At 72.3% G+C, this 19,168-nt stretch carries 21 protein-coding genes; 10 read left to right on the top strand and 11 right to left on the bottom strand.

Going from position 1 to position 19,168, the window contains the following annotated elements; genetic code table 11:
* Positions 1-202 precede the first annotated feature (202 nt).
* Positions 203-1,663 carry a glycosyltransferase family 39 protein gene (locus HNR22_RS14505; RefSeq protein WP_179783556.1) on the bottom strand — a complete coding sequence of 487 codons (1,461 nt, stop codon included), beginning with the start codon at positions 1,661-1,663 and terminating at the stop codon, positions 203-205.
* A gap of 413 nt (positions 1,664-2,076) precedes the next feature.
* Here HNR22_RS14505 and HNR22_RS14500 point away from each other — a divergent pair, with 413 nt between their 5' ends.
* The 4 genes from HNR22_RS14500 to HNR22_RS14485 are packed head-to-tail and all read left to right on the top strand — an operon-like array spanning position 2,077 to position 5,499.
* Entirely contained in the window at positions 2,077-3,789 is a 1,713-nt protein-coding gene (locus HNR22_RS14500; protein WP_179780833.1) for a nitrite/sulfite reductase, read from the top strand.
* Positions 3,786-3,947 carry a hypothetical protein gene (locus HNR22_RS14495; RefSeq protein ID WP_179780832.1) on the top strand — a complete coding sequence of 54 codons (162 nt, stop codon included), beginning with the start codon at positions 3,786-3,788 and terminating at the stop codon, positions 3,945-3,947. Before HNR22_RS14500 ends, HNR22_RS14495 begins: the two co-directional genes overlap by 4 nt.
* A complete protein-coding gene (locus HNR22_RS14490) occupies positions 3,944-4,705 on the top strand; it encodes a phosphoadenylyl-sulfate reductase (protein WP_179780831.1) in 762 nt (253 codons plus the stop codon). The genes HNR22_RS14495 and HNR22_RS14490 overlap by 4 nt, the downstream gene beginning before the upstream one ends.
* Positions 4,687-5,499: a sirohydrochlorin chelatase gene (locus HNR22_RS14485; protein WP_425488056.1), complete on the top strand. Its 813-nt coding sequence runs from the start codon at positions 4,687-4,689 to the stop codon at positions 5,497-5,499. Before HNR22_RS14490 ends, HNR22_RS14485 begins: the two co-directional genes overlap by 19 nt.
* 87 nt (positions 5,500-5,586) lie before the next feature.
* Here the strand turns inward: HNR22_RS14485 and HNR22_RS14480 are convergent, their stop codons facing one another.
* On the bottom strand, positions 5,587-5,844 hold the full coding sequence (locus HNR22_RS14480; RefSeq protein ID WP_007072794.1) for a WhiB family transcriptional regulator: 258 nt from the start codon (positions 5,842-5,844) through the stop codon (positions 5,587-5,589).
* A gap of 449 nt (positions 5,845-6,293) precedes the next feature.
* Positions 6,294-7,244 carry a diacylglycerol/lipid kinase family protein gene (locus tag HNR22_RS14475; RefSeq protein WP_179780830.1) on the bottom strand — a complete coding sequence of 317 codons (951 nt, stop codon included), beginning with the start codon at positions 7,242-7,244 and terminating at the stop codon, positions 6,294-6,296.
* A 43-nt stretch (positions 7,245-7,287) separates the two neighbouring features.
* Here HNR22_RS14475 and HNR22_RS14470 point away from each other — a divergent pair, with 43 nt between their 5' ends.
* Entirely contained in the window at positions 7,288-7,677 is a 390-nt protein-coding gene (locus tag HNR22_RS14470) for a hypothetical protein (RefSeq protein ID WP_179780829.1), read from the top strand.
* 50 nt (positions 7,678-7,727) lie between these two features.
* On the opposite strand, the gene HNR22_RS14465 is transcribed toward HNR22_RS14470, so the two are convergent.
* The 3 genes from HNR22_RS14465 to sodN are packed head-to-tail and all read right to left on the bottom strand — an operon-like array spanning position 7,728 to position 9,090.
* Entirely contained in the window at positions 7,728-8,135 is a 408-nt protein-coding gene (locus HNR22_RS14465) for an ATP-binding protein (RefSeq protein WP_179780828.1), read from the bottom strand.
* 32 nt (positions 8,136-8,167) lie between these two features.
* On the bottom strand, positions 8,168-8,689 hold the full coding sequence (locus tag HNR22_RS14460; protein ID WP_179780827.1) for a GNAT family N-acetyltransferase: 522 nt from the start codon (positions 8,687-8,689) through the stop codon (positions 8,168-8,170).
* The gene (sodN, locus tag HNR22_RS14455) at positions 8,686-9,090 is read right to left on the bottom strand and encodes a superoxide dismutase, Ni (RefSeq protein ID WP_099848348.1); all 405 of its coding nucleotides are present in this window, start codon (positions 9,088-9,090) and stop codon (positions 8,686-8,688) included. Before sodN ends, HNR22_RS14460 begins: the two co-directional genes overlap by 4 nt.
* Before the next feature lie 53 nt (positions 9,091-9,143).
* On the opposite strand from sodN, the gene HNR22_RS14450 reads away from it, so the two are divergent.
* The 3 genes from HNR22_RS14450 to HNR22_RS14440 all read left to right on the top strand — a co-directional run bounded on the left by HNR22_RS14450 (position 9,144) and on the right by HNR22_RS14440 (position 11,870).
* Positions 9,144-9,524: a S24/S26 family peptidase gene (locus HNR22_RS14450; RefSeq protein WP_179780826.1), complete on the top strand. Its 381-nt coding sequence runs from the start codon at positions 9,144-9,146 to the stop codon at positions 9,522-9,524.
* A gap of 142 nt (positions 9,525-9,666) precedes the next feature.
* Entirely contained in the window at positions 9,667-10,845 is a 1,179-nt protein-coding gene (locus tag HNR22_RS14445; protein WP_179780825.1) for an NAD(P)-dependent malic enzyme, read from the top strand.
* Positions 10,846-10,907: 62 nt separating this feature from the next.
* Complete coding sequence (locus tag HNR22_RS14440) at positions 10,908-11,870, top strand: zinc-binding dehydrogenase (RefSeq protein ID WP_179780824.1); 963 nt, start codon at positions 10,908-10,910, stop codon at positions 11,868-11,870.
* A 153-nt stretch (positions 11,871-12,023) separates the two neighbouring features.
* On the opposite strand, the gene HNR22_RS14435 is transcribed toward HNR22_RS14440, so the two are convergent.
* Both HNR22_RS14435 and HNR22_RS14430 read right to left on the bottom strand, forming a co-directional pair.
* Positions 12,024-12,992: an alpha/beta hydrolase family protein gene (locus tag HNR22_RS14435; RefSeq protein WP_179780823.1), complete on the bottom strand. Its 969-nt coding sequence runs from the start codon at positions 12,990-12,992 to the stop codon at positions 12,024-12,026.
* Positions 12,993-13,089: 97 nt separating this feature from the next.
* Positions 13,090-14,139: an aldo/keto reductase gene (locus HNR22_RS14430; RefSeq protein ID WP_179780822.1), complete on the bottom strand. Its 1,050-nt coding sequence runs from the start codon at positions 14,137-14,139 to the stop codon at positions 13,090-13,092.
* Between the two features lie 89 nt (positions 14,140-14,228).
* Between HNR22_RS14430 and HNR22_RS14425 the strand changes: the two genes are divergently transcribed.
* Positions 14,229-14,621 (top strand): MerR family transcriptional regulator, encoded by a 393-nt coding sequence (locus tag HNR22_RS14425; protein ID WP_179780821.1) that lies wholly within the window; start codon positions 14,229-14,231, stop codon positions 14,619-14,621.
* 27 nt (positions 14,622-14,648) lie between these two features.
* Here the strand turns inward: HNR22_RS14425 and HNR22_RS14420 are convergent, their stop codons facing one another.
* Complete coding sequence (locus HNR22_RS14420; protein WP_179780820.1) at positions 14,649-15,542, bottom strand: alpha/beta hydrolase family protein; 894 nt, start codon at positions 15,540-15,542, stop codon at positions 14,649-14,651.
* 158 nt (positions 15,543-15,700) lie between these two features.
* On the opposite strand from HNR22_RS14420, the gene HNR22_RS14415 reads away from it, so the two are divergent.
* Positions 15,701-15,874 carry a hypothetical protein gene (locus HNR22_RS14415; protein WP_179780819.1) on the top strand — a complete coding sequence of 58 codons (174 nt, stop codon included), beginning with the start codon at positions 15,701-15,703 and terminating at the stop codon, positions 15,872-15,874.
* Positions 15,875-15,952: 78 nt separating this feature from the next.
* Here the strand turns inward: HNR22_RS14415 and HNR22_RS14410 are convergent, their stop codons facing one another.
* The gene (locus HNR22_RS14410; protein WP_179780818.1) at positions 15,953-17,068 is read right to left on the bottom strand and encodes an acetate/propionate family kinase; all 1,116 of its coding nucleotides are present in this window, start codon (positions 17,066-17,068) and stop codon (positions 15,953-15,955) included.
* On the bottom strand, positions 17,065-19,134 hold the full coding sequence (gene pta, locus HNR22_RS14405; RefSeq protein WP_179780817.1) for a phosphate acetyltransferase: 2,070 nt from the start codon (positions 19,132-19,134) through the stop codon (positions 17,065-17,067). The genes HNR22_RS14410 and pta overlap by 4 nt, the downstream gene beginning before the upstream one ends.
* Between the last annotated feature and the right edge of the window lie 34 nt (positions 19,135-19,168).

Raw genomic sequence — 19,168 nt, 5'->3', positions numbered from 1 at the left:
CAGAGGTATATCGGCTAAAGGGCGGATGGCCGCCGGGCCGCCGGTGGGCCGCCGCCCGCCTGCCAGCTGCCCGCCGCGCCCCTGCCAGCTGCCGCTGCCCACGTGCCGCCTGCCAGCTGCCCCGCCGCCCGCCCCCGCCGCGCACATGTGGCGTCGGTGCTCGCGCGCGGCTGGCCGGCGATCGGCGGACGCAGCAGCCGGGTCAGTTGCCGGGGCGGGTCAGCAGGGCGACGGTCAGGCCGGGGCGCGGCCAGACCTGGGTGACGGTGAACTGCGCGCGGAGGGCGTCGCCCTTGGCGCCCGGCACGGCTGCCAGCGGCTCGGCGTGCCGGCCGGCGAGAACCAACCACACCCGGGGCGTGCCGGCCAGACACTGCGCCGGTCGCGGGCACTCGGCGGCCCACAGGTCGCCCCGGCGGACCTCGTCCTCGGTGACCAGCACGTCGCGTGGCGGGTCGCCGAGGTGGTACTCGATGCCGAGGTCGAGGAAGAGCCAGCTGTGCCGGGGCGAGTAGACCACCGCGTCGCCCGGCCGTTGACCGTCGCCGATCACCCGCGCCGCGCCCGCGTAGTCCACCGGTGCGCTGCGTGGCCACTCGTGGGTCCGCCGCAGCGCGGCCTGGTCGGGCAGGCCGAGCAGCCCGGCCAGGACCACCACGACGAGCGCGGCCGGCGCGGCCACCGCGGCCAGCGCCGCGCCCGCCAGCAGGCACGCGAAGGGCACCACGAAGACCAGGTACCGGGGCACCCACAGGGGTACGACAGTGCCTGCGGCGAAGAGCAGCAGCACCGGCAGCAGCACCGCGCTCACCGGCAGCAGGGCGCGCCGCCCGAGCCGGGCAGCGCCCAGCGCGGCGACCCCGACCAGCAGGCCGCCCACCACGCTGCTCTGGGCCACCCCGCCGGGCAGGGCGGTGAGGTCGTCCAATCGCGCCAGGTTGACCCAGTTCAACTGCCGCGACTGCTGGGTCCGGGCCTTGAGCAGCAACGGACCGGCCAGCAGCGCGACCGGAACCACGGCGACCACCCACCGCCACACCCGCCGGTCCGGCTGGGCGGTGGGGCGGTTTTGGGTGGCGACGCCGGCCTCGGCGGGGCCGCGCCACCAGGCGAGCAGGACGACCAGCGCGTGCGCGGCGAGCAGCGTGAGCGCGATCAGGTGGATGAGCCCGAGAGCGGCCGCGGCGGCGGCATAGCCGGCCCACCGGGCCCAGCTCGGCCGGCGCAGAGCGGTCACCAGCAGCAGGGTGGCGAGCACCGCGAGCATGGTGGCCAGCGCGTACGGGCGGGCCTCCTGACCGTAGCGGGAGGTTCCGGGGAGCACCGCGAACAGCAGCCCGGCGAAGAGACCGGCACGCCGGTCGACGAGCCGCGCGCCGAGCACGGCGAGCAACCCGGCGGCCACGGTCATCGCCAGCACGGCCGGCGCGCGCAGGGCGATCGTGGAGTCGCCGAAGACCTCGGTCCAACCGTGCATCAGCAGGTAGTACGGCCCGGTGGCGGCGTCGATGGTGCCGGCCAGCCGGGCCAGGTCGGCGGGCGACCGGGTGGCCGCGCTCCAGGTCGCCAGCTCGTCGCGCCAGAGCTGGGCGGAGCCCAGCCCGGTCAGCGTCACCGCCAGGGTCAGCAGCGCCGGGGCGAGCCAGACCGGCAGGCGGCGCAGGTGCTCCCACGCCGCTCCGATCGACTCGGACAATCCGCCCACGGTCCGAGCCTGCCACGGGCATGCCGTTCGTGGGTGTCAGCCGGCCGCAGGCGGGGATGACGTCGTCTGGTCGGACAGCCCTCAGCCCGTGATGTGGGATCCAGCACGCGGACATTGGCCGGCCCCCATGGGGTGTGGCAGCATGAGCCCCATGACCGCCGCAGTCGTCCGCCGCTTCGTGGCTCGTCGCCACGTCGATTACGGCCGCGTGCGCAGCGCGATCTGTCCGGCCTACTGACGACGCCCGACCAATCCGTCTCGGGCGCGCTCCGCGCCGGCTGTCTCAGACACCGTTGTCCCGCCCGCTTCCGCCGGGTCGGCCGCCGCGCCCCGCGTGCCCCGAGGCACAGCAGACAACGGAGGACGCCGCGATGGCGGTCAGCAGCACCCCGGCCCGATCCGAGGACCCGACGACCCGCCCGGCCCGGGCGCCGCGCCGGCCCCGGGGTGAGGGTCAATGGGCGCTCGGCCACCGCGAGCCGCTCAACCCCAACGAGCGGATCAAGAAGGACGACGACCCGCTCAACGTCCGGGCCCGGATCGAAACCATCTACGCGCACCGCGGCTTCGCCTCCATCGACCCGCAGGATCTGCGCGGCCGGTTCCGCTGGTGGGGCCTCTACACCCAGCGCAAGGCGGGCATCGACGGCGGGCGCACCGCCGTGCTGGAGCCGCACGAGCTCGAGGACGAGTTCTTCATGCTCCGGGTCCGCATCGACGGCGGCCAGCTCAGCCTGGCCCAGCTGCGGGTGATCGCGGACATCTCCCGGGAGTTCGCACGGGACACCGCCGACATCACCGACCGGCAGAACATCCAGTACCACTGGATCCGCGTCGAGGACATGCCGGAGATCTGGCGTCGGCTGGAGTCGGTCGGCCTGCAGACCACCGAGGCGTGCGGCGACTGCCCGCGCATCGTGCTGGGCAGCCCGGTCGCCGGGGTCGCCCGCGACGAGCTTCTCGACCCGACCCCGGCGGTCGACGAGATCGTCGCCCGGTACGTCGGCGACAAGCAGTTCTCCAACCTGCCCCGCAAGTTCAAGACGTCGATCTCCTGGCTGGTCGACACCCCGTACGAGTCGAACGACATCGCCTTCCTCGGTGTCGACCACCCCGAGCACGGCCCCGGCTTCGACGTCTGGGTCGGCGGTGGTCTCTCCACCAACCCGATGCTCGCCCAGCGGCTCGGCGTCTGGGTGCCGATGGCCGAGATTCCGGACGTGTGGGCCGGTGTGGTCGGGATCTTCCGCGACTACGGCTATCGCCGGCTGCGCAACCGGGCCCGGCTGAAGTTCCTGGTGGCCGACTGGGGTGTGGAGCGTTTCCGCGAGGTTCTGGAGAAGGACTACCTCGGTCGCACGTTGCTCGACGGTCCGGCGCCGACCCTGCCGTCGAAGCCGATCGACCACGTGGGCGTGCACGAGCAGGCCGACGGGCGGCACTACGTGGGTGCCGCACCGGTGGTCGGGCGCGTCTCCGGCGCACAGCTCGCCCAACTGGCCGACGTCGTCGAGGCGCACGGCAGCGACCGGGTGCGGCTCACCCCGTACCAGAAGCTGCTGGTGCTCGACGTGCCGTCGGAGCGGACGGAGTCGCTGGTCGACGCGCTGCGCGGGATCGGTCTGGAGGCCCGGCCGTCGGCCTGGCGGCGCGGCACGATGGCGTGCACCGGCATCGAGTACTGCAAGCTCGCCATCGTCGAGACCAAGGCCCGCGGCGAGGAGCTGGTGGCCCGGCTGGAGCAGCGGCTGCGCGACTTCGACGCGGACATCTCGATCCACATCAACGGCTGCCCGAACGCCTGCGCACGGACCCAGGTGGCCGACATCGGGCTCAAGGGTCAACTGGTGGTCGGCCCGGACGGGCGGCAGGTGGAGGGCTTCCAGGTGCACCTGGGCGGCGGGCTGGGCATGGCCCAGGGTCAGACCGCCGGTTTCGGCCGCAAGCTGCGCGGCCTGAAGACCACCGCGGACGAGCTTCCGGAGTACGTGGAACGGCTGGCCCGTCGCTACCTGGCCGGTCGGAGCGAGGGCGAGACGTTCGCCAACTGGGTGATCAGAGTCGACGAGGAGGAACTGCGGTGAGCAGCGAGAACCGAGCGGCACCCCTGTACTGCCCGTACTGCGGCGAGGAGGACCTGCGGCCGAACGAGGCGGGGCACGGCGCCTGGGAGTGCCGCGCCTGCACCCGGGTGTTCTCGGTGAAGTTCACCGGGCTGCTCTCCCGGGCGGTGACCCGATGAGCCTCGTCTCCGCAGCGAACCTGCGCCTGGTCGGGCCGGGTGGCCCGACGCCGAGCGATCCGGCCCGGCGCGACCCGGACGAGCTGCGCGTCCTGGCCGAGCAGGCTGCCCGGGACCTGGAAGGTGCCCCGGCGCTGGAGATCGCCGGCTGGGCCGCGCAGACCTTCGGCGACCGGTTCTGCGTCACCAGCTCGATGGCCGATGCCGTGCTGGCCCACCTGGTGTCCCGGGTGGCCCCGGGCGTGGACGTGGTCTTCCTCGACACCGGCCTGCACTTTCCCGAGACGCTCCGGGTGCGCGACGAGGTCGCCCGGACGCTGCCGGTGAACGTCCGGTCGATCCGGCCCCGACTCACCGTCGGCCAGCAGGACGGCCAGTACGGCCCCCGGCTGTTCAACAAGTCGCCGGACGACTGCTGCCAGCTCCGCAAGGTGGAGCCGCTGGAGCGGGCCCTGACCGGGTACGACGCCTGGGCCGCGGGTCTGCGCCGGGACGAGTCGCCGACCCGGGCGAACACGCCGGTGGTGACCTTCGACGCGCGGCGCGGCAAGGTCAAGGTCAACCCGATCGCGGCGTGGTCGCAGCGGGACGTGGACGCCTACATCGCCCGCTTCAACGTGCCGGTCAACGAGCTGTTCAAGCAGGGGTACGGGTCGATCGGCTGCTGGCCGTGCACCCGCCGCACGAAGGCCGGCGAGGACGCGCGGGCCGGCCGGTGGGCCATGTTCGAGAAGACCGAGTGCGGGCTGCACGTCTGACCTCGCCAACGCCGACCCCGACCGGCCCTGGTGCGGCCGGCGGGGTGACTCCGGTGGTGCTGGTCGCGCACGGCAGTCGTGATCCACGCGCGGCCGACGCCACCCGGGCGCTCGCGCGAGCCGTGTCGTCGGCCCGGCCGGGCACACCGGTCCGGGCGAGCTGGCTGGACCACACCGAGCCGGGGCCGACCGCCGTCCTGCGCGACCTTGCCCTGGCCGGTCATCGTCAGGCGGTGCTGGTGCCGCTGCTGCTGACCGCCGCGTACCACCATCGGGTGGACATCCCGGCGGCGATCGCCGCGGCGGCGCAGGCCGGGCCACCGCTGGCGGTACGGGTGACCGACGTGCTCGGTCCGGCGGACGGCACTGTCGATGCCGGGCTGCTGGGCGGGCTGCGCCGCAGGCTCGGTGAGGCGCATCCGGGCCGCTTCGACGCGTTGGTGCTGGCCGCTGCGGGCACCCGGGACGCGCGGGCGCGTCGCTCGGTGGGCCAGGTCGCGGACGCGCTCGCTGTGGAGTTCGGGGTGCCCTGCCGGGTGGCGTACGCCTCGGCGGCTCCACCGGCGGCCGGCGTGGCGGTGTCCCGGCTGCGGGCGGCTGGCGCGCGTCGGGTCGCGGTGTGCGCGTACTTCCTGGCGCCGGGCCTGTTCCACGACGCGGTGGCCGAGGCGGCCCGGGCGGCCGGTGCCGTGTCGGTCGCCGGGCCGTTGACCGACGCGCCGGAGTTGGTCGAGCTGGTGCTGCGCCGGGTCGACGACCGGCGCTGCCGGCCGATGGTCCCGCCGATCGGGTGACCTGTGCCGGCGCGGTGATCCTGTGTCAGACAGCGGAACGCCCCGGTGGGTGAACCCACCGGGGCGTACAGCTGTGTCGTTGGGGGATCAGGCGGAGTGAGCGCGCAGCACCCGGAGACCGCCGCGCCGCTTGACAGCGCGCCGCTCCTCCTCGCTCATTCCGCCCCAGACGCCGGCGTCCTGACCAGACTCGAGTGCCCACTGCAGGCACTGGTCGGTCACGGAGCAGCGCCTGCAGACGGCCTTGGCCTGCTCGACCTGCAGGAGAGCCGGTCCGGACGTCCCGATCGGGAAGAACAGCTCCGGGTCCTCGTCGCGGCAGACAGCATGGTGACGCCAGTCCATGGCGGCAACACTCCTCATTCTGGATGGGTGGCAAACAATTGCTAGTGGTGCTTTTCCTATATGCATCCGCAGTGCCGGTGGTGACAGTTAGCGTCCGACCATTCGGCAGTGCGTGAGCAGGCGGTGATCGCCGGGGACCTGCTGGAACAGCTCAACCTGACGAGCATATCCAGGCAATGTCCCGGTAACTCAAGTTCGCTTGTGAATACTTTCACGAACGCTCGTGATGTCAAGGGTGACGCTCGGAAAAACTCCGGGCGGTGAGCAAGCCCACAACCCATTTGTCCGGGTTCCAGTGCTTTCCTGGTTACCCGCCGTGCCACAGTCGAGGATCAATATAGTACAGTCCGCGTGACATTGCTGACATTTCCGGCACCTGCCCCTCGGTGTGGCGGCAACCGGCCGATGTGGCTGCGGTCACCGTGTCGGCCTAGGGCAGTACCCGAGACCTAGCAGATTACTCTCAGTGCGGCGGGAACGGAGGTGAATCTGACTTTCTCCCGCTCGCCGAGATAGTCGCCGTCCAGCTGGAACGCCTGCGGACGACTGGAGAGCAGGGTGAACTCCGCCGTGTCATGGAGTCGTAACACCTGTCGACCTCGTGGATCCGGCTGCCGACCCAGGAACTGCGTCACTGTCCGTGTTGTGCTAGCCACCCGGAGCTGACGCAGTGCCAGCACATCGAGCCCGAGGTCGAACGACGCGGACGGGTTCGGGTTGACCTCCCGGTCGCCCAGGTACGTCCATGGCGCCGTGTTCTGGATGATGACGGTGGCCAACTCCGCCTCCGCCTGCTCGCCCGGGCGCTCCAACGTGATCGCGGGATGCCGGCGGTCCGAGGCGAAGAAGTACTGGTTCATGATCGAGCGCAGGTAGAGCGACGGCGTGGACACCCGCCCCTTGCGCCGGGCCTTCTCCACCCGGTGGATCACCGCGGCGTCCAGGCCGAACCCGGCGCAGAAGGTGAAGTAGCGGTCGTCCGCCAGGCCCAGCCCGACCGTCCGGCTCCGACCCAGCCGCAGCCCTTCCAGGATCATGCTGGTCGCCTCCGGCCACTCCCGGGGCAGACCCACGGCACGGGCGAACACGTTGGTGGAGCCGCCGGGAACGGTGGCCAGCGCCGGCAGTCGCTGGGCCATCGGGGCGTCGTCGGCGCCGGTCGGCGGGTCGGCCGTCATCAGGCCGTTCACCACCTCGTTCACCGTGCCGTCGCCACCCAGGGTGACGACCAGGTCGACCCCCTCCGCAGCGGCCTCCCGGGCCAACGCCGTGGCGTGCCCGCGTCGGCGGGTGTAGCGCACGCTGAGGTCTACTTCGCTGCGCAGCGCCCGGACAAGCACGTCCCGGCTGCGTTCGCTGGTGGTGGTGGCCTTTGGATTGACCACCAGGACGGCCCGCATGGGCGGCACTGTACCTCCCGACAGCCCGGGTATCGTGGCGCGCGTGACCATCGACTCGGCCCCGTTTCCCGTCACGCTCCGCTGGGCGGTCCGGCTGCTGTGGGCGGAGGCGGCCGTCGTCGGGTTGATCGCCTTGTGGTTGATCTGGGCCGACCTCACGGCCACCACCACCGATCTGCTGTCGGCGTTGCTGGTGACGGTGTTCGCGATCGGGGCTGCGGTGGTGCTCTGGGCGTTGGGCCGGGCGCTGCTGCGCCTCCAGGCGGGCGCACGGGCCCCCGCGATCGTGCTCCAGCTCATGCTGCTGCCGATCGGGTGGTTCATGATCCAGGCCGGGCTGGCCTGGCTGGGTGTGCCGTTGATGGTGCTCGGCCTGGGCGTGGGCTGGCTGCTGGTCAGCCCTCCGACGACCCGGGCGCTCGGCTTCGAGTGACCCTGCCGACGTGCGCCGGAAAGTGACTCGGCCGGCCTGTGCCGGGTCGGTCAGTAACTGCCGGAGCGGCGGGTGAGCAGCGCGATCGTGGCCCGACCGTCGGCGGCCGTGGCCGATGCCGAGGTGGTCAGCGCGGTGAGCACCTTCCAGGCGAAGGACGACTCGCCGGGCAGCGTGGCGCCCCGCACGGTCGGCACTGTCACCTCGACGGTCAGCGCGTCCTCGGTGACCGCGAAGCGGCACTCCAGCTCGGCGTCGCGGGTGGCGATGGCGAGCAGCATGGCGCACGCCTCGTCGACCGCGATCCGTAGATCCTCGATCTCGTCGAGCGCGAACTGCAACCGGGCCGCCAGACCGGCGGTGGCGGTGCGGAGCACGCCGAGGTAACCGCCGTCGGCGGGCACCGTGAGGTGCACCACGTCGTCGTCGGTTGCTGGCTGGCCAGTCAGTTGAGTCACGCCTCATCCCCCCGGTCGGGGACTCTACCCGGTCAGTCGCCGGTACGCGTGCCGACGTTGGTGGCCTGGCCGGCCAACTGGTTCAGGGCGTCGCCGCTGAGCCGGTAGGGGACCCACTCGCTCATCTGCTCCGCCCCGATCGAGGCGTAGAACCCGGCGGCCGGATTCCAGTTGATCATCCACCACTCCAGTCGCTGGTATCCACGTCGTACGCAGATGTCGGCCAGGGTGGCGAGCAGCAGCCGACCGGCCCCGGTGCCGCGGGCGGGCGGCCGGACGTAGAGATCTTCCAGGTAGATGCCGTGCACCCCGGCCCAGGTGGAGAAGTTGAGGAACCACAGCGCGAAGCCGATCGGCTCGTCGCGCTCGTCCACCGCGACGTGTCCGAAGAGCGCCGGAGCGGTCGCGAACAGGGCCGAGGTCAGTTGGTCGACGCTCAGGTGGCACTGCTCCGGGGCACGTTCGTACTCCGCCAGCTCGTGCACCATGGCGACGACGGCCGGTACGTCCTCGGGACGTACCGGCCGGATCGTCGGGATGACCGGGGTGGTCACGCCTTCTTGGTCTCCCAGAAGATCTTCGAGATCTCGTCGATCTTCCCGAGCAGCTTGTCGGCGGTGGCCGGGTCGAGGCTGCCCTTGACGCCACCGGCGCCGGCGAGCTTGGTGGCCTCGTTGAACAGGGTGTGCAGGTTCGGGTACTTCTCGAAGTGCGGCGCCTTGAAGTAGTCGGTCCAGAGCACCCACAGGTGGTGCTTGACCAGCTCGGCGCGCTGCTCCTTGATGATGATGGCGCGGGTGCGGAACTCCGGGTCGGTGTTCGCCTGGTACTTCTCGCAGATCATTTTGACCGATTCGGCCTCGATCCGAGCCTGAGCCGGATCGTAGACACCGCACGGCAGGTCGCAGTGAGCGCTCGCGGTGACGCGGGGCGCAAGGATGCGCGGAAGTCGCATCGGGATCCTCCATGGGAAGTTTGCGATGATCAAAGGCGACATTACTCCTGGGAATGCTCCCCGAACGGGTGGAGGTGAAACCAGTGGGCGCCGATCACCCGGCTGAGGCGGCCCGGTTGCGGAGACCGCTGACCGCCGTTCTGGTGACCGGGCCGTCCATGGCGCCGACGCTGCGGCACGGCGACGCGGTGCTGGTACGCCCCGGTGGCCGCCCGATCCGACCAGGGGACGTGGTGGTCGCGGTCTTCCGGACCCGTCCCGAGCTGCTGGTGGTGAAGCGCGCGGTCCGGCCACAGGACGGCGGCTGGTGGCTGCGCGGGGACAACGACCTGATCACCGACGACTCCCGGGCGTACGGGGTGGCCGACGTACGGGGGAGGGTGGTGGCCCGTTACTGGCCGCGCCCGGGGCGGGTCCCTCCCCGGCGGATATGACCCTGCTCACATCCGAGGGGCACTGCCGACACTATGCTCGGAAAGTGCCCGGGTGACCCCCGCACAGCGTGCCACCGCTCGCCGCCCACCTCGCGGCAGGGCCGGCCGCCCCGTCTGCTCGACAGATACTGGAGTCACCACCATGTCTTCGTCCACCGTGGACCCCGCTGATCCCGTCTTCCTGCTGCACCGGGGCGGCAAGATGGCCGTCGCCTCGACCGTGCCGCTCACCAGCCGGGAAGACCTCTCCCTGGCGTACACCCCGGGGGTGGCCCGGGTGTGTGAGGCGATCGCCGTCGACCCCGATCTGGCCGACGACTACACCTGGGCGGCGCACGCCGTCGCGGTGGTCACCGACGGCTCGGCGGTGCTCGGGCTCGGCAACATCGGCCCGCGCGCGGCGCTGCCGGTGATGGAGGGCAAGGCGGTGCTGTTCAAGCAGTTCGGCGGGGTGGACGCGGTGCCGATCTGTCTGGACACCCAGGACGTGGACGAGATCGTCGCCGTGGTGCGGGCGCTCGCCCCGTCGTTCGGCGGGATCAACCTGGAGGACATCAGCGCGCCGCGCTGTTTCGAGGTGGAGCGCCGGCTCGACGAGGCGCTGGACATCCCGGTCTTCCACGACGACCAGCACGGCACCGCCATCGTGGTGCTCGCCGCGCTGCGCAACGCGGCCACTCTGCTCAACCGCAAGCTGGGTGACCTGCGGGTCGCGGTGAGCGGTGCGGGCGCGGCCGGGGTGGCCGTGACGAAGATGCTGATCGCCGGGGGTGTGAACCCCGACCAGGTGGTGGTCTGCGACTCCAAGGGGATCATCGGCCGGCATCGCACCGAGCTGACCGGCACCAAGGCCGAGTTGGCGGCGAGCACCAACGCCGACGGTCGCCACGGCGACATCACCGAGGCGCTGCGCGGCGCGGACGTGCTGATCGGGGTCTCCGGTGGGCAGATCCCCGAGAGCGCGGTGGCTGGCATGGCACCCGACGGGATCGTGTTCGCACTGGCCAACCCGACCCCGGAGGTGCACCCCGAGGTGGCCGCCCGGCACGTCGCGGTGGTCGCCACCGGGCGCAGTGACTACCCCAACCAGATCAACAACGTGCTGGCCTTCCCCGGGGTGTTCCGCGGCGCGCTCGACGCCGGCGCCACCCGGATCACCGAGGCGATGAAGGTCGCCGCGGCGGACGCCATCGCCGGCGTGGTGGCCGAGTCGTTGACCGTCGACGCGATCGTCCCGTCTCCGCTCGACCCGCGCGTCGCGCCGGCCGTGGCCGAGGCGGTCGCCGAGGCGGCCCGCCGCGACGGCGTCGCCCGCCGTTAAGGACGCACGGGCCGGGTGCCTGTGCGCCGGGCACCTTCTTAACGGGCGCTCAGCTTGTTACCGTGCCGATCATGCGTGCTGCTTTCGCCTCCCGCTTCAACGACGCCGACCCGCTCACCGCGCTCACTGTCGGTGAGCAGCCCGAGCCGACCCACCCGGCCGACGACTGGGTGACCGTGCAGTTGCGCGCCACCTCGCTCAACCACCACGACCTCTGGTCATTGCGCGGGGTGGGTCTCACCGAGGCCCAGCTGCCGATGATCCTCGGCTGCGACGCGGTCGGGCAGGACCCGGAGGGGCGCCCGGTGGTCGTGTACCCGGTGGTGGTCACCCCGGGTGACCCGCGCGGGGTCTCCATCCTCTCCGAGCACTTCGCCGGGACGCTCGCCGAGCGGGTCGCCGTACCCCGGTCGAACCTGATCCCGCTGCCCGACGGCATGTCGGCGACCGACGCGGCGTGCCTGCCCACGGCCTGGCTGACCGCGTGGCGGATGCTGACCACCAAGGGCCGTGTCGCGGACGCCGACAGCGTGCTGGTGCAGGGCGCGGGCGGTGGCGTCGCCACCGCGGCCGTCGCGCTCGCCGTCGCCATGGGCAAGCGGGTGTACGCGACCAGCCGCGACGCCGCCAAGCGTGAACGGATCTCCGCCCTCGGCGCCACCGCCGTGGAACCCGGTGCCCGGCTGCCGGAACGGGTCGACGTGGTGATCGAGACGGTGGGTGCGGCCACCTTCGACCACTCGCTGAAGTCGGCCGCGCCGATGGCCCGGATCGTGGTCTCCGGCGCTACCGCCGGGCACCAGCCGGCGGTCAACCTGCGCCGGCTCTTCGCGATGCAGCTGGAGATCCTGGGCACGTCGATGGGCACGCCGGGGGAGCTGTACGAGCTGCTGGCGTTCTGTTCCGAGAACGAGGTGCGCCCGGTGGTGGACAGCGTGGTGCCGTTCAGCCGTGTGGAGGACGCCTTCGCCCGGCTGCACTCCGGGGACGCCTTCGGCAAGATCGTCATCGACCACGCCGCCTGACGCTGCCGTCATGCGATGCCGCGCTGCGCTGCGGCGCCCGGCCTTGGCTGCAAGATCGCACAACATCACGGAAATAGTGGCCTCCGCGTCGTGGGAGGCCACTATTTCCTGGTTGCTGCGTGATCTTGAGGGCGGAGCGGCCGGCCCGGTGAGTCAGAGGTGGTCGTCGAAGGTGGCGATGTCGCCGCGGGTCGCGTCGGTGGAGATGCGCTTCTTCGCCGCCGGGTCGCCGTAGAGCGACCAGCGAAGGAACTCGACCGACGTGTCCGAGACGACCCGCAGCGTGGCGCCGTCGCTGAGCAGCGCCCGCCCGTGGTCGCCCTTGGGCAGGCTCAGCATCGCCTTCGGCCAGGGCACCTTGTCGTACGCGGCCTTGCCCGCCGCGTACTCGACCACCTCGTCCAACTCGCCGTGCACGAACAGTTGCGGCGCGGCCGCGCCGGCGAACGCGGTGCCCACGCCGAGCGCCGTGCCAGCGAACACCACACCCGCGTCCAGCCGCTCGTCCCTGCTCGCTGTGAACAGCCCGATGGTGGTCACCCCACCCGCCGAGTGCCCGGCCGCGGCCACCCGCTCGCCGTCCAACCGGCCGCGCAACGCGTCGCCGGCCTTGCCGTCCAACGCCAGCACCTGATCCAACGCGTACGACACGTCGGCGGGCTGGTTGAGCACGTCGAGGACGTTGTTGTCCGCGCCCCGGGAGGTGTGCGGGAACGTCGGCGCGGCCACCACGAACCCCGCCGCCGCCCAGCGGGTCAGCAGCGTGGCGTAGTCGTCCGGCCGCCCACCCAGACCGTGACTGAACATCACCACCGGGAACCGGCCCTCCGCCGCCGCCGCGGACCGCTTGGCCGCGCCGCCGGACTGCCCGGCCGCCGGGTACCAGAGCGTCGTCGGCAGCGCGCGGCCGTCCCGGTCCAGCTTCAGTTGGCGTACGCCGACCGCGAAGGCGCGCTGCGGGGCCTTTCCGGCGGGGACCTGCGGTGTCGGCGTGGCGGCGGCCTTCGGCTCGACCGGCGGTGCCTGCCCGCTCCGGCTCGGGCGGGTGTCCGCTGAGCAGCCGACCAGACCGGCCATCAGCACGGTGCTGGCCATCAGTGCGGGAGTGACACGACGCGACATGAATCCAATTGTGCCCTGCCCGGCGGACCCGCCCGGCGGGCTTCGGCGCGCTGTGTCCACCCGGTCACCGGCCGCTGCGTCCCGGTGTCAGGTTCACTCAGGCCGCAGCCCGGTCGGCGAGGGGGCGTCGCCGCAGCGCCGTGTCGGTCAGAGCACGCGGCCGGAAGGCGGCGTTCGGGTTGTACAGGTTGGTGCCGGGCGGCACTATCTCGTCGATCCGGTCGAGGGTCGCGTCGTCCAGGGTGAGCGCGGCGCCCTTGAGCAGGTCCTCCAGTTGCGGCATGGTGCGCGGTCCGATGATCGCCGAGGTGACGGCCGGATGGGCCACGGTGAAGGCGATGGCGAGCTGTGGAAGCGTGCAGCCGATGCTGGCCGCGAGGTCGACGAGCTGCTCGACGGCGTCGAGCTTGGTGGCGTTCTCGGCGATCGTGGGATCGAACTGCGCCGGCCGCAGGGCGGCACGCCCCATCGACAGGTCGACGGGCTGGTCCCTGCGGTACTTCCCGCTGAGAAACCCGAAGGCGAGCGGGCTCCAGACCAGCACCCCCATGCCGTAGCGCTGGCAGACCGGCAGAGTCGAGGCCTCGACGCCGCGGGCCAGGATCGAGTACGGCGGCTGCTCGGTGCGCAGGCGTCCGAGGCCGCGGCGCTCGGAGACCTGGTGCGCCTCGACGATCTCCTCCGCGGGGAAGGTCGAGCAGCCGAAGGCGCGGATCCTGCCCTCGCGGACGAGGTCGGTGAGCACCGAGAGTGTCTCCTCGATGTCGGTCGAGGGGTCGGGGCGGTGCACCTGGTAGAGGTCGATCCAGTCGGTGTCCAACCGCCGGAGGCTCCCCTCGACAGCCTTGAGGATCCAGCGCCGCGAGTTGCCACCCTGGTTGGGGCCCTCGCCCATCGGGAAGTGCACCTTGGTGGCGAGCACGACGTCGTCGCGGCGCCCGCGCAGCGCCTTGCCCACGATCTGTTCGGACTCGCCGCGGCCGTACATGTCGGCGGTGTCGACAACGTTGATGCCCTGGTCGAGGGCGGTGTGGACGATGCGGACGCAGTCGTCGTGGTCAGGATTGCCGACGGCACCGAACATCATGGTCCCGAGGCAGTGGGTGCTCACCTCGATGCCGGTGCCGCCGAGGGTGCGATAGCGCATGCCGATGCTCCTAGGTGATTCAGTGGTGATCACCTGGCACCGTAGGAGCTAGAGTCGGCTCTAGGTCAACCCTCGCTACCCTGCTCGGCATGGCTGAGGTCACCGCGAGTCTGAGCATCGGACAGGTCGCCGAACGCACCGGCTTGAGCGTGCACGCGCTGCGCTTCTACGAGCAGCAGGGTGTCTTCGTCAGCCCCGTACGCCGAGGGCCTGCCGGGCGTCGGGTCTACAGCCAGGACGACGTCGACTGGCTGAGCGTCTGCATCATTCTCCGCGCCTCCGGCATGCCGCTGCCCGCGCTCCGCCGCTACGCCGACCTCGTTCGCGAGGGCGAGGGCAACGAGGAGGAACGACTCGCGCTCCTGCGCGAGCACCACGGGCGCGTCACCGACCAGCTCGGCCGGCTCGCCCAGTGCCTGGACCTGATCACCTTCAAGGTCGGGGTGTACGAGGACGTGCTCGACCAGAACCGACAGGCGTGACCTGCCCGGGCGTCAGTGGGCGGGGCGTCAGTGGGCGGGGCGGAACTCGTAGCGGGTCAGGGGAGTGCGGGCGTCGGCCGGGAGGCGGGCTCCCGCCGCCCTGTCGCCGTAGAGCGTCCAGCGCAGGAAGTCGGTGGTGGTGGCGAGGACCGGGGCGAAACCCGGGTGGCCCGGCGTGAGGTACGCGCCGTGGTCCTGGCCGAGAAGGCTGAGGAACGCGGCCGGGCCAGGGGTACGCCCGTACGCCGCCCGCCCGACCGTCAGCGGCACCACGGCGTCGGCCGTGCCGTGCACGAAGAGCACCGGCGCGGCCGGCCCCGCGAAGCTGCCGGGCAACCCGCCCCCGGCGATCACGATCCCGGCGCGCAACCGGGCCGGGTGCCCCTCGCTGAACATGCCGGAGGTGGTGAAACCGCCCGCCGAATGGCCGGCGGCGGCGATCGAGGTCAGATCCAGGTGCCCGGCGAGCGGATCCTCGCGGTTGCGGTCGAGCCGCCCGAGGTGCCGGATCAGCCGCCACGCGTCGGCCGGCTGGTTGCGGACGTCGGCCCGGGTGAAGTGGGCGGCGCCCTGCCGGGTGTGCGGGTACGCGGGAGCGGCCACCACGAACCCCGCCGCCGCCCAGCGGGTGGTCAGGCCGGCGTGCAGATCGGGTCTGCTGCCCAGCCCGTGGCTGTAGACCACCACCGGGAACCGGCCGGACGCCACCCCGTCCGTCGACGCCGGGAACCAGATCGTCACCGGCAGGGGGCGCGCCGAGCGCGGATCGAGGGTGAGCGTACGCACGCCGACGGCGTACGACCCCTCGGGCGCCCGACGCGCCGACACCGGCCCGGTGGCCTCGTCGGTCGTGGCGGTGGCCGGCGCGCAACCAGCCAGCAGTGCCGTCACCAGTACGGCGACCAGCCGTCGCGCCCCCATGGTTCCACGGTAGGTGCCCAAGTGTGCGCAACGACCCCGCCGTCCGGCCCGGCTGTGCCCGCCACCCGGTCGGGTCCGCTCCGCCGGGCGGGTCGACCCGAGCGGGGCGGCGTGGGCGGGGGCGGTGCGTCTGGACCGGCTTCGCTAGGGTCACCGGCATGCCTGAGAACTACACCGACCCCAGTGGCAACACCGAGGCGTTCCGCGCGTTCAGCCAGACGCCGGAGGCCGCCGCGCCGGCGGAGTCCCCGTCCCGCCTGCCGCTGATCATCGGCGCGGCGGTCGTCGTGGTCGTGCTGGTCGCCCTCGTCGCCTGGCTCGCGACGAGCTGAGCGTGCCGCACCGGGTCTGCGCGCCCAGCCTGCGGCCGGCGGACGACCGCCGTCGATCCCGCCGCCGCTGACGGGTCGTCAGTGGCCCGCGACCACGTCCCGGGTCTGCCGGGCGATCTCCCGTTCCTCGTCGGTGCGGATGACACAGACGCTCACCTCGGCGCCGTCGGGTGAGATCACCCGGTCGCCCTCGCCGCCGTTGCGGGCATCGTCGACGGCGATGCCCAGCCGGTCCAGGCCGGCCAGGGCGGCAGCCCGGACCGGCGCCGCGTGTTCGCCGACCCCGGCGGTGAAGGTGATCGCGTCGACGTGGCCGAGCAGCGCGTAGTACGCCCCGACGTAGCCGGTGATGCGCCGGCAGTACACCTCGAAGGCCAACTCCGCCGCCTGGTCACCGGCCGCCCGGCGCTGGAGCACCTCGCGCATGTCGTTGACGCCGGTCAACCCGAGCAGGCCGCTGCGGTGGTTGAGCAGGTCGTCGATCTCGTCGACCGACAGCCCGGCCTCCCGGCGCAGGTGGAAGATCACCGTGGGGTCCAGGTCACCGCTGCGGGTGCCCATCACCAGCCCCTGCAACGGGGACATGCCCATCGACGTGGCGACGCTGCGACCGTTCGCCACCGCGCAGGCGCTCGCTCCGTTGCCCAGGTGCAGGGTGATCGTGTTGAGCTGCTCGTACGGGCGGCCCAGCAGCTGCGCGGTGCGGCGGGACACGTACGCGTGCGAGGTGCCGTGGAAGCCGTACCGGCGGATGCCGTACCGCTCGGCGACCTCGCGGTCGATCGCGTACGTCGCTGCGGCCTCCGGCAGGGTGTGGTGGAACGCGGTGTCGAAGACGGCGACCTGCGGGATGTCCGGCAGCGCCGCGCGGGCCACCTCGATGCCGGCCAGATTGGCCGGGTTGTGCAGCGGGGCGAGCGGCACCAGGTCCTTGATCGCGGCCAGGACCGCGTCGTCGACCAGCACCGGTGCGCTGAACTTCCGGCCACCGTGCACCACCCGGTGCCCGACCGCCGTCAGACCGGTCAGGTCCAGCCCGTCCAGGATCTGCCGGACGGCGCTGGCATGGTCCGGCGGGCCGCCACCGGGCTCACCGACCCGCTCGACGGTGCCGTGGTCGAGCACCTGGTCACCGTCGTAGCGGCGCCACTTCACCGACGACGACCCACAGTTGAGCACCAGCACGCGACTCACGACGCCTCCTCGGTGGCCGCCTGGATGGCGGTGATCGCCACGGTGTTGACGATGTCCGGCACCACGGCGCCCCGCGACAGGTCGTTGACCGGTCGCCGCAGGCCCTGCATGACCGGGCCGACGGCGACCGCCCCGGCCGAGCGCTGCACCGCCTTGTAGGTGTTGTTGCCGGTGTTGAGGTCCGGGAAGATGAAGACCGTGGCGTGCCCGGCGACCGGGCTTCCCGGCAGCTTCGTCGCCGCCACCGCCGGGTCGATCGCCGCGTCGTACTGGATGGGCCCCTCGGCCAGCAGGTCGGGCCGCCGTTCGCGGACCAGCGCGGTGGCCGCGGCGACCTTCTCCACGTCCGCACCGGCACCCGAGCTGCCGGTGGAGTACGACAGCATGGCCACCCGGGGTTCGATGCCGAACCGGGCGGCGGTGTCGGCCGACGAGATCGCGATGTCGGCGAGCTGGGCGGCGTCCGGGTCGCGGTTGACCGCGCAGTCTCCGTAGACCAGCACCCGGTCCGCCAGCAGCATGAAGAAGACGCTGGAGGCCACCGAGACCTCCGGCACGGTACGGATGATCTCGAACGCCGGTCGGATGGTCGCGGCGGTGGTGTGCGTGGCACCGGAGACCATGCCGTCGGCTCGTCCGGTCGCCACCATCAGGGTCCCGAAGTAGTTGGGCTGGGCCACGATGTCGTGCGCCAGTTCGGCGGTCATGCCCCGATGGGCGCGCAGCCGCGCGTACTCGGCCGCGAAGTCGTCCCGCCAGTCGCTGGTGACCGGGTCGACCACGTTCGCGTCGCCGAGGTCGATGCCCAGCTCGCGGGTCCGCCGGGTGATGTCGTCCGGTCGGCCCAGCAGCGTCAGCTCGGCCACCCCACGGCGGAGCAGGATCTCCGCCGCGCGCAGGATCCGGTCGTCGGCGCCCTCCGGCAGCACCAGGTGTCGGCGTTGCGAGCGGGCCCGGTCGATCAGCTCGTTCTCGAACATCAGCGGGGTGACCCGGGTCGACCGGCTGACCCGCAGCCGGCGGGCCAGGTCGTCAGTGTCCACGCAGCGCTCGAACGCGCCGAGCGCCGCCTCCACCTTGCGCGGGTTGGTTGCGCTGGGCCGGCCCTCGATCCGGCTGGACGCGGCCACCGTGTCGTAGCTGTCGCTGCGCACGGACAGCACCGCGAGCCCGGTGTTCAGCCCCTCCACCAACCGCATGACCCGGGGGTCGGGCTGCTCGCCGAGCGTGAGCACGAGTCCGGCCACCGACACCTGCCCGGCCACGTGCGCGGCGCTCGCGGCGACGAGCAGGTCGGCCCGGTCTCCGGGGGTGATCACCAGGGCGCCCTCGGTGAGGTGGTCCAGCAGGGTCGGCACGTGGGCCGCGCCAACCACGAAGTCCAGCACGTCCCGGCCGAGCGCGGCGTCGTCCCCGGCCAGCAGGGTGGCGTCGAGCGCCGCCGCCACCTCGGCCACCGTCGGCGCCGACACCGTCGGCACCTCCGGGATGGCGTACGCGGGGACCGGCAGGCCGGGCAGTGTCATCGGCCCGGCCACCCGGTTGGCCATCACCGCGAGCACTGTCGCTCCCAGGTCGGCCAGATCGTGGTACGCCCCCCGCATGGCCGCCGCGACGGCCGCCGGCTCCTGCCCGAAACCGTCCACCACCGGCACCACCACACTGCCGAACTCGGTGGCCAGCCGGGCGTTGAAGGCCAGCTCCCGGGGATGGGCCGGGTCACCCGGGTCGTCGAAGTCGCTGCCCACCACGACCACCGCCGGGCAGCGCCGCTCGACCGCCCTGTACCGCTCGACGATCCGGGAGATCAGCTCCTCCCGGCGCCCGTCGGCGACGAGCGTCGCCGCCTCGGCGTATGTCATGCCGGTCAGGTCGGCCTCGGGCAGGTCGACCCGGTAGCGGTCGTGCAAGAGGGCGAGGATCGGGTCGGGGCCGGTGCCGGAGACCAGCGGCCGGAACACGCCGATCCGCCCGACCTGGCGGGACAACAGCTCCGCCAGCCCGAGGGCGATGGTCGACTTGCCCCCGCCCGAACCGACGCTGGTCAGATACACGCTGCGAGCCACGTACCCACCCTAGAAGATCGCGAGATCCGCTACC

This window comes from Micromonospora jinlongensis (assembly GCF_013410645.1).
Classification (GTDB): Bacteria; Actinomycetota; Actinomycetes; order Mycobacteriales; family Micromonosporaceae; genus Micromonospora; species Micromonospora zamorensis.
The sequence above is the reverse complement of the archived record's forward strand: the minus strand, read 5'-3'. Positions and strand labels throughout refer to the sequence as shown.

Bases quoted from the DNA above. Each gene is read 5' to 3' on its own strand.
- HNR22_RS14475 (WP_179780830.1), bottom strand. From the start codon at position 7,244: ATGCGGGCCGTCCTGGTGGTCAATCCAAAGGCCACCACCACCAGCGAA.
- HNR22_RS14480 (WP_007072794.1), bottom strand. From the start codon at position 5,844: ATGGACTGGCGTCACCATGCTGTCTGCCGCGACGAGGACCCGGAGCTG.
- HNR22_RS14450 (WP_179780826.1), top strand. From the start codon at position 9,144: ATGCTCCCCGAACGGGTGGAGGTGAAACCAGTGGGCGCCGATCACCCG.
- HNR22_RS14500 (WP_179780833.1), top strand. From the start codon at position 2,077: ATGGCGGTCAGCAGCACCCCGGCCCGATCCGAGGACCCGACGACCCGC.
- HNR22_RS14490 (WP_179780831.1), top strand. From the start codon at position 3,944: ATGAGCCTCGTCTCCGCAGCGAACCTGCGCCTGGTCGGGCCGGGTGGC.
- HNR22_RS14435 (WP_179780823.1), bottom strand. From the start codon at position 12,992: ATGTCGCGTCGTGTCACTCCCGCACTGATGGCCAGCACCGTGCTGATG.
- HNR22_RS14425 (WP_179780821.1), top strand. From the start codon at position 14,229: ATGGCTGAGGTCACCGCGAGTCTGAGCATCGGACAGGTCGCCGAACGC.
- HNR22_RS14445 (WP_179780825.1), top strand. From the start codon at position 9,667: ATGTCTTCGTCCACCGTGGACCCCGCTGATCCCGTCTTCCTGCTGCAC.
- HNR22_RS14420 (WP_179780820.1), bottom strand. From the start codon at position 15,542: ATGGGGGCGCGACGGCTGGTCGCCGTACTGGTGACGGCACTGCTGGCT.
- HNR22_RS14415 (WP_179780819.1), top strand. From the start codon at position 15,701: ATGCCTGAGAACTACACCGACCCCAGTGGCAACACCGAGGCGTTCCGC.
- sodN (WP_099848348.1), bottom strand. From the start codon at position 9,090: ATGCGACTTCCGCGCATCCTTGCGCCCCGCGTCACCGCGAGCGCTCAC.
- HNR22_RS14430 (WP_179780822.1), bottom strand. From the start codon at position 14,139: ATGCGCTATCGCACCCTCGGCGGCACCGGCATCGAGGTGAGCACCCAC.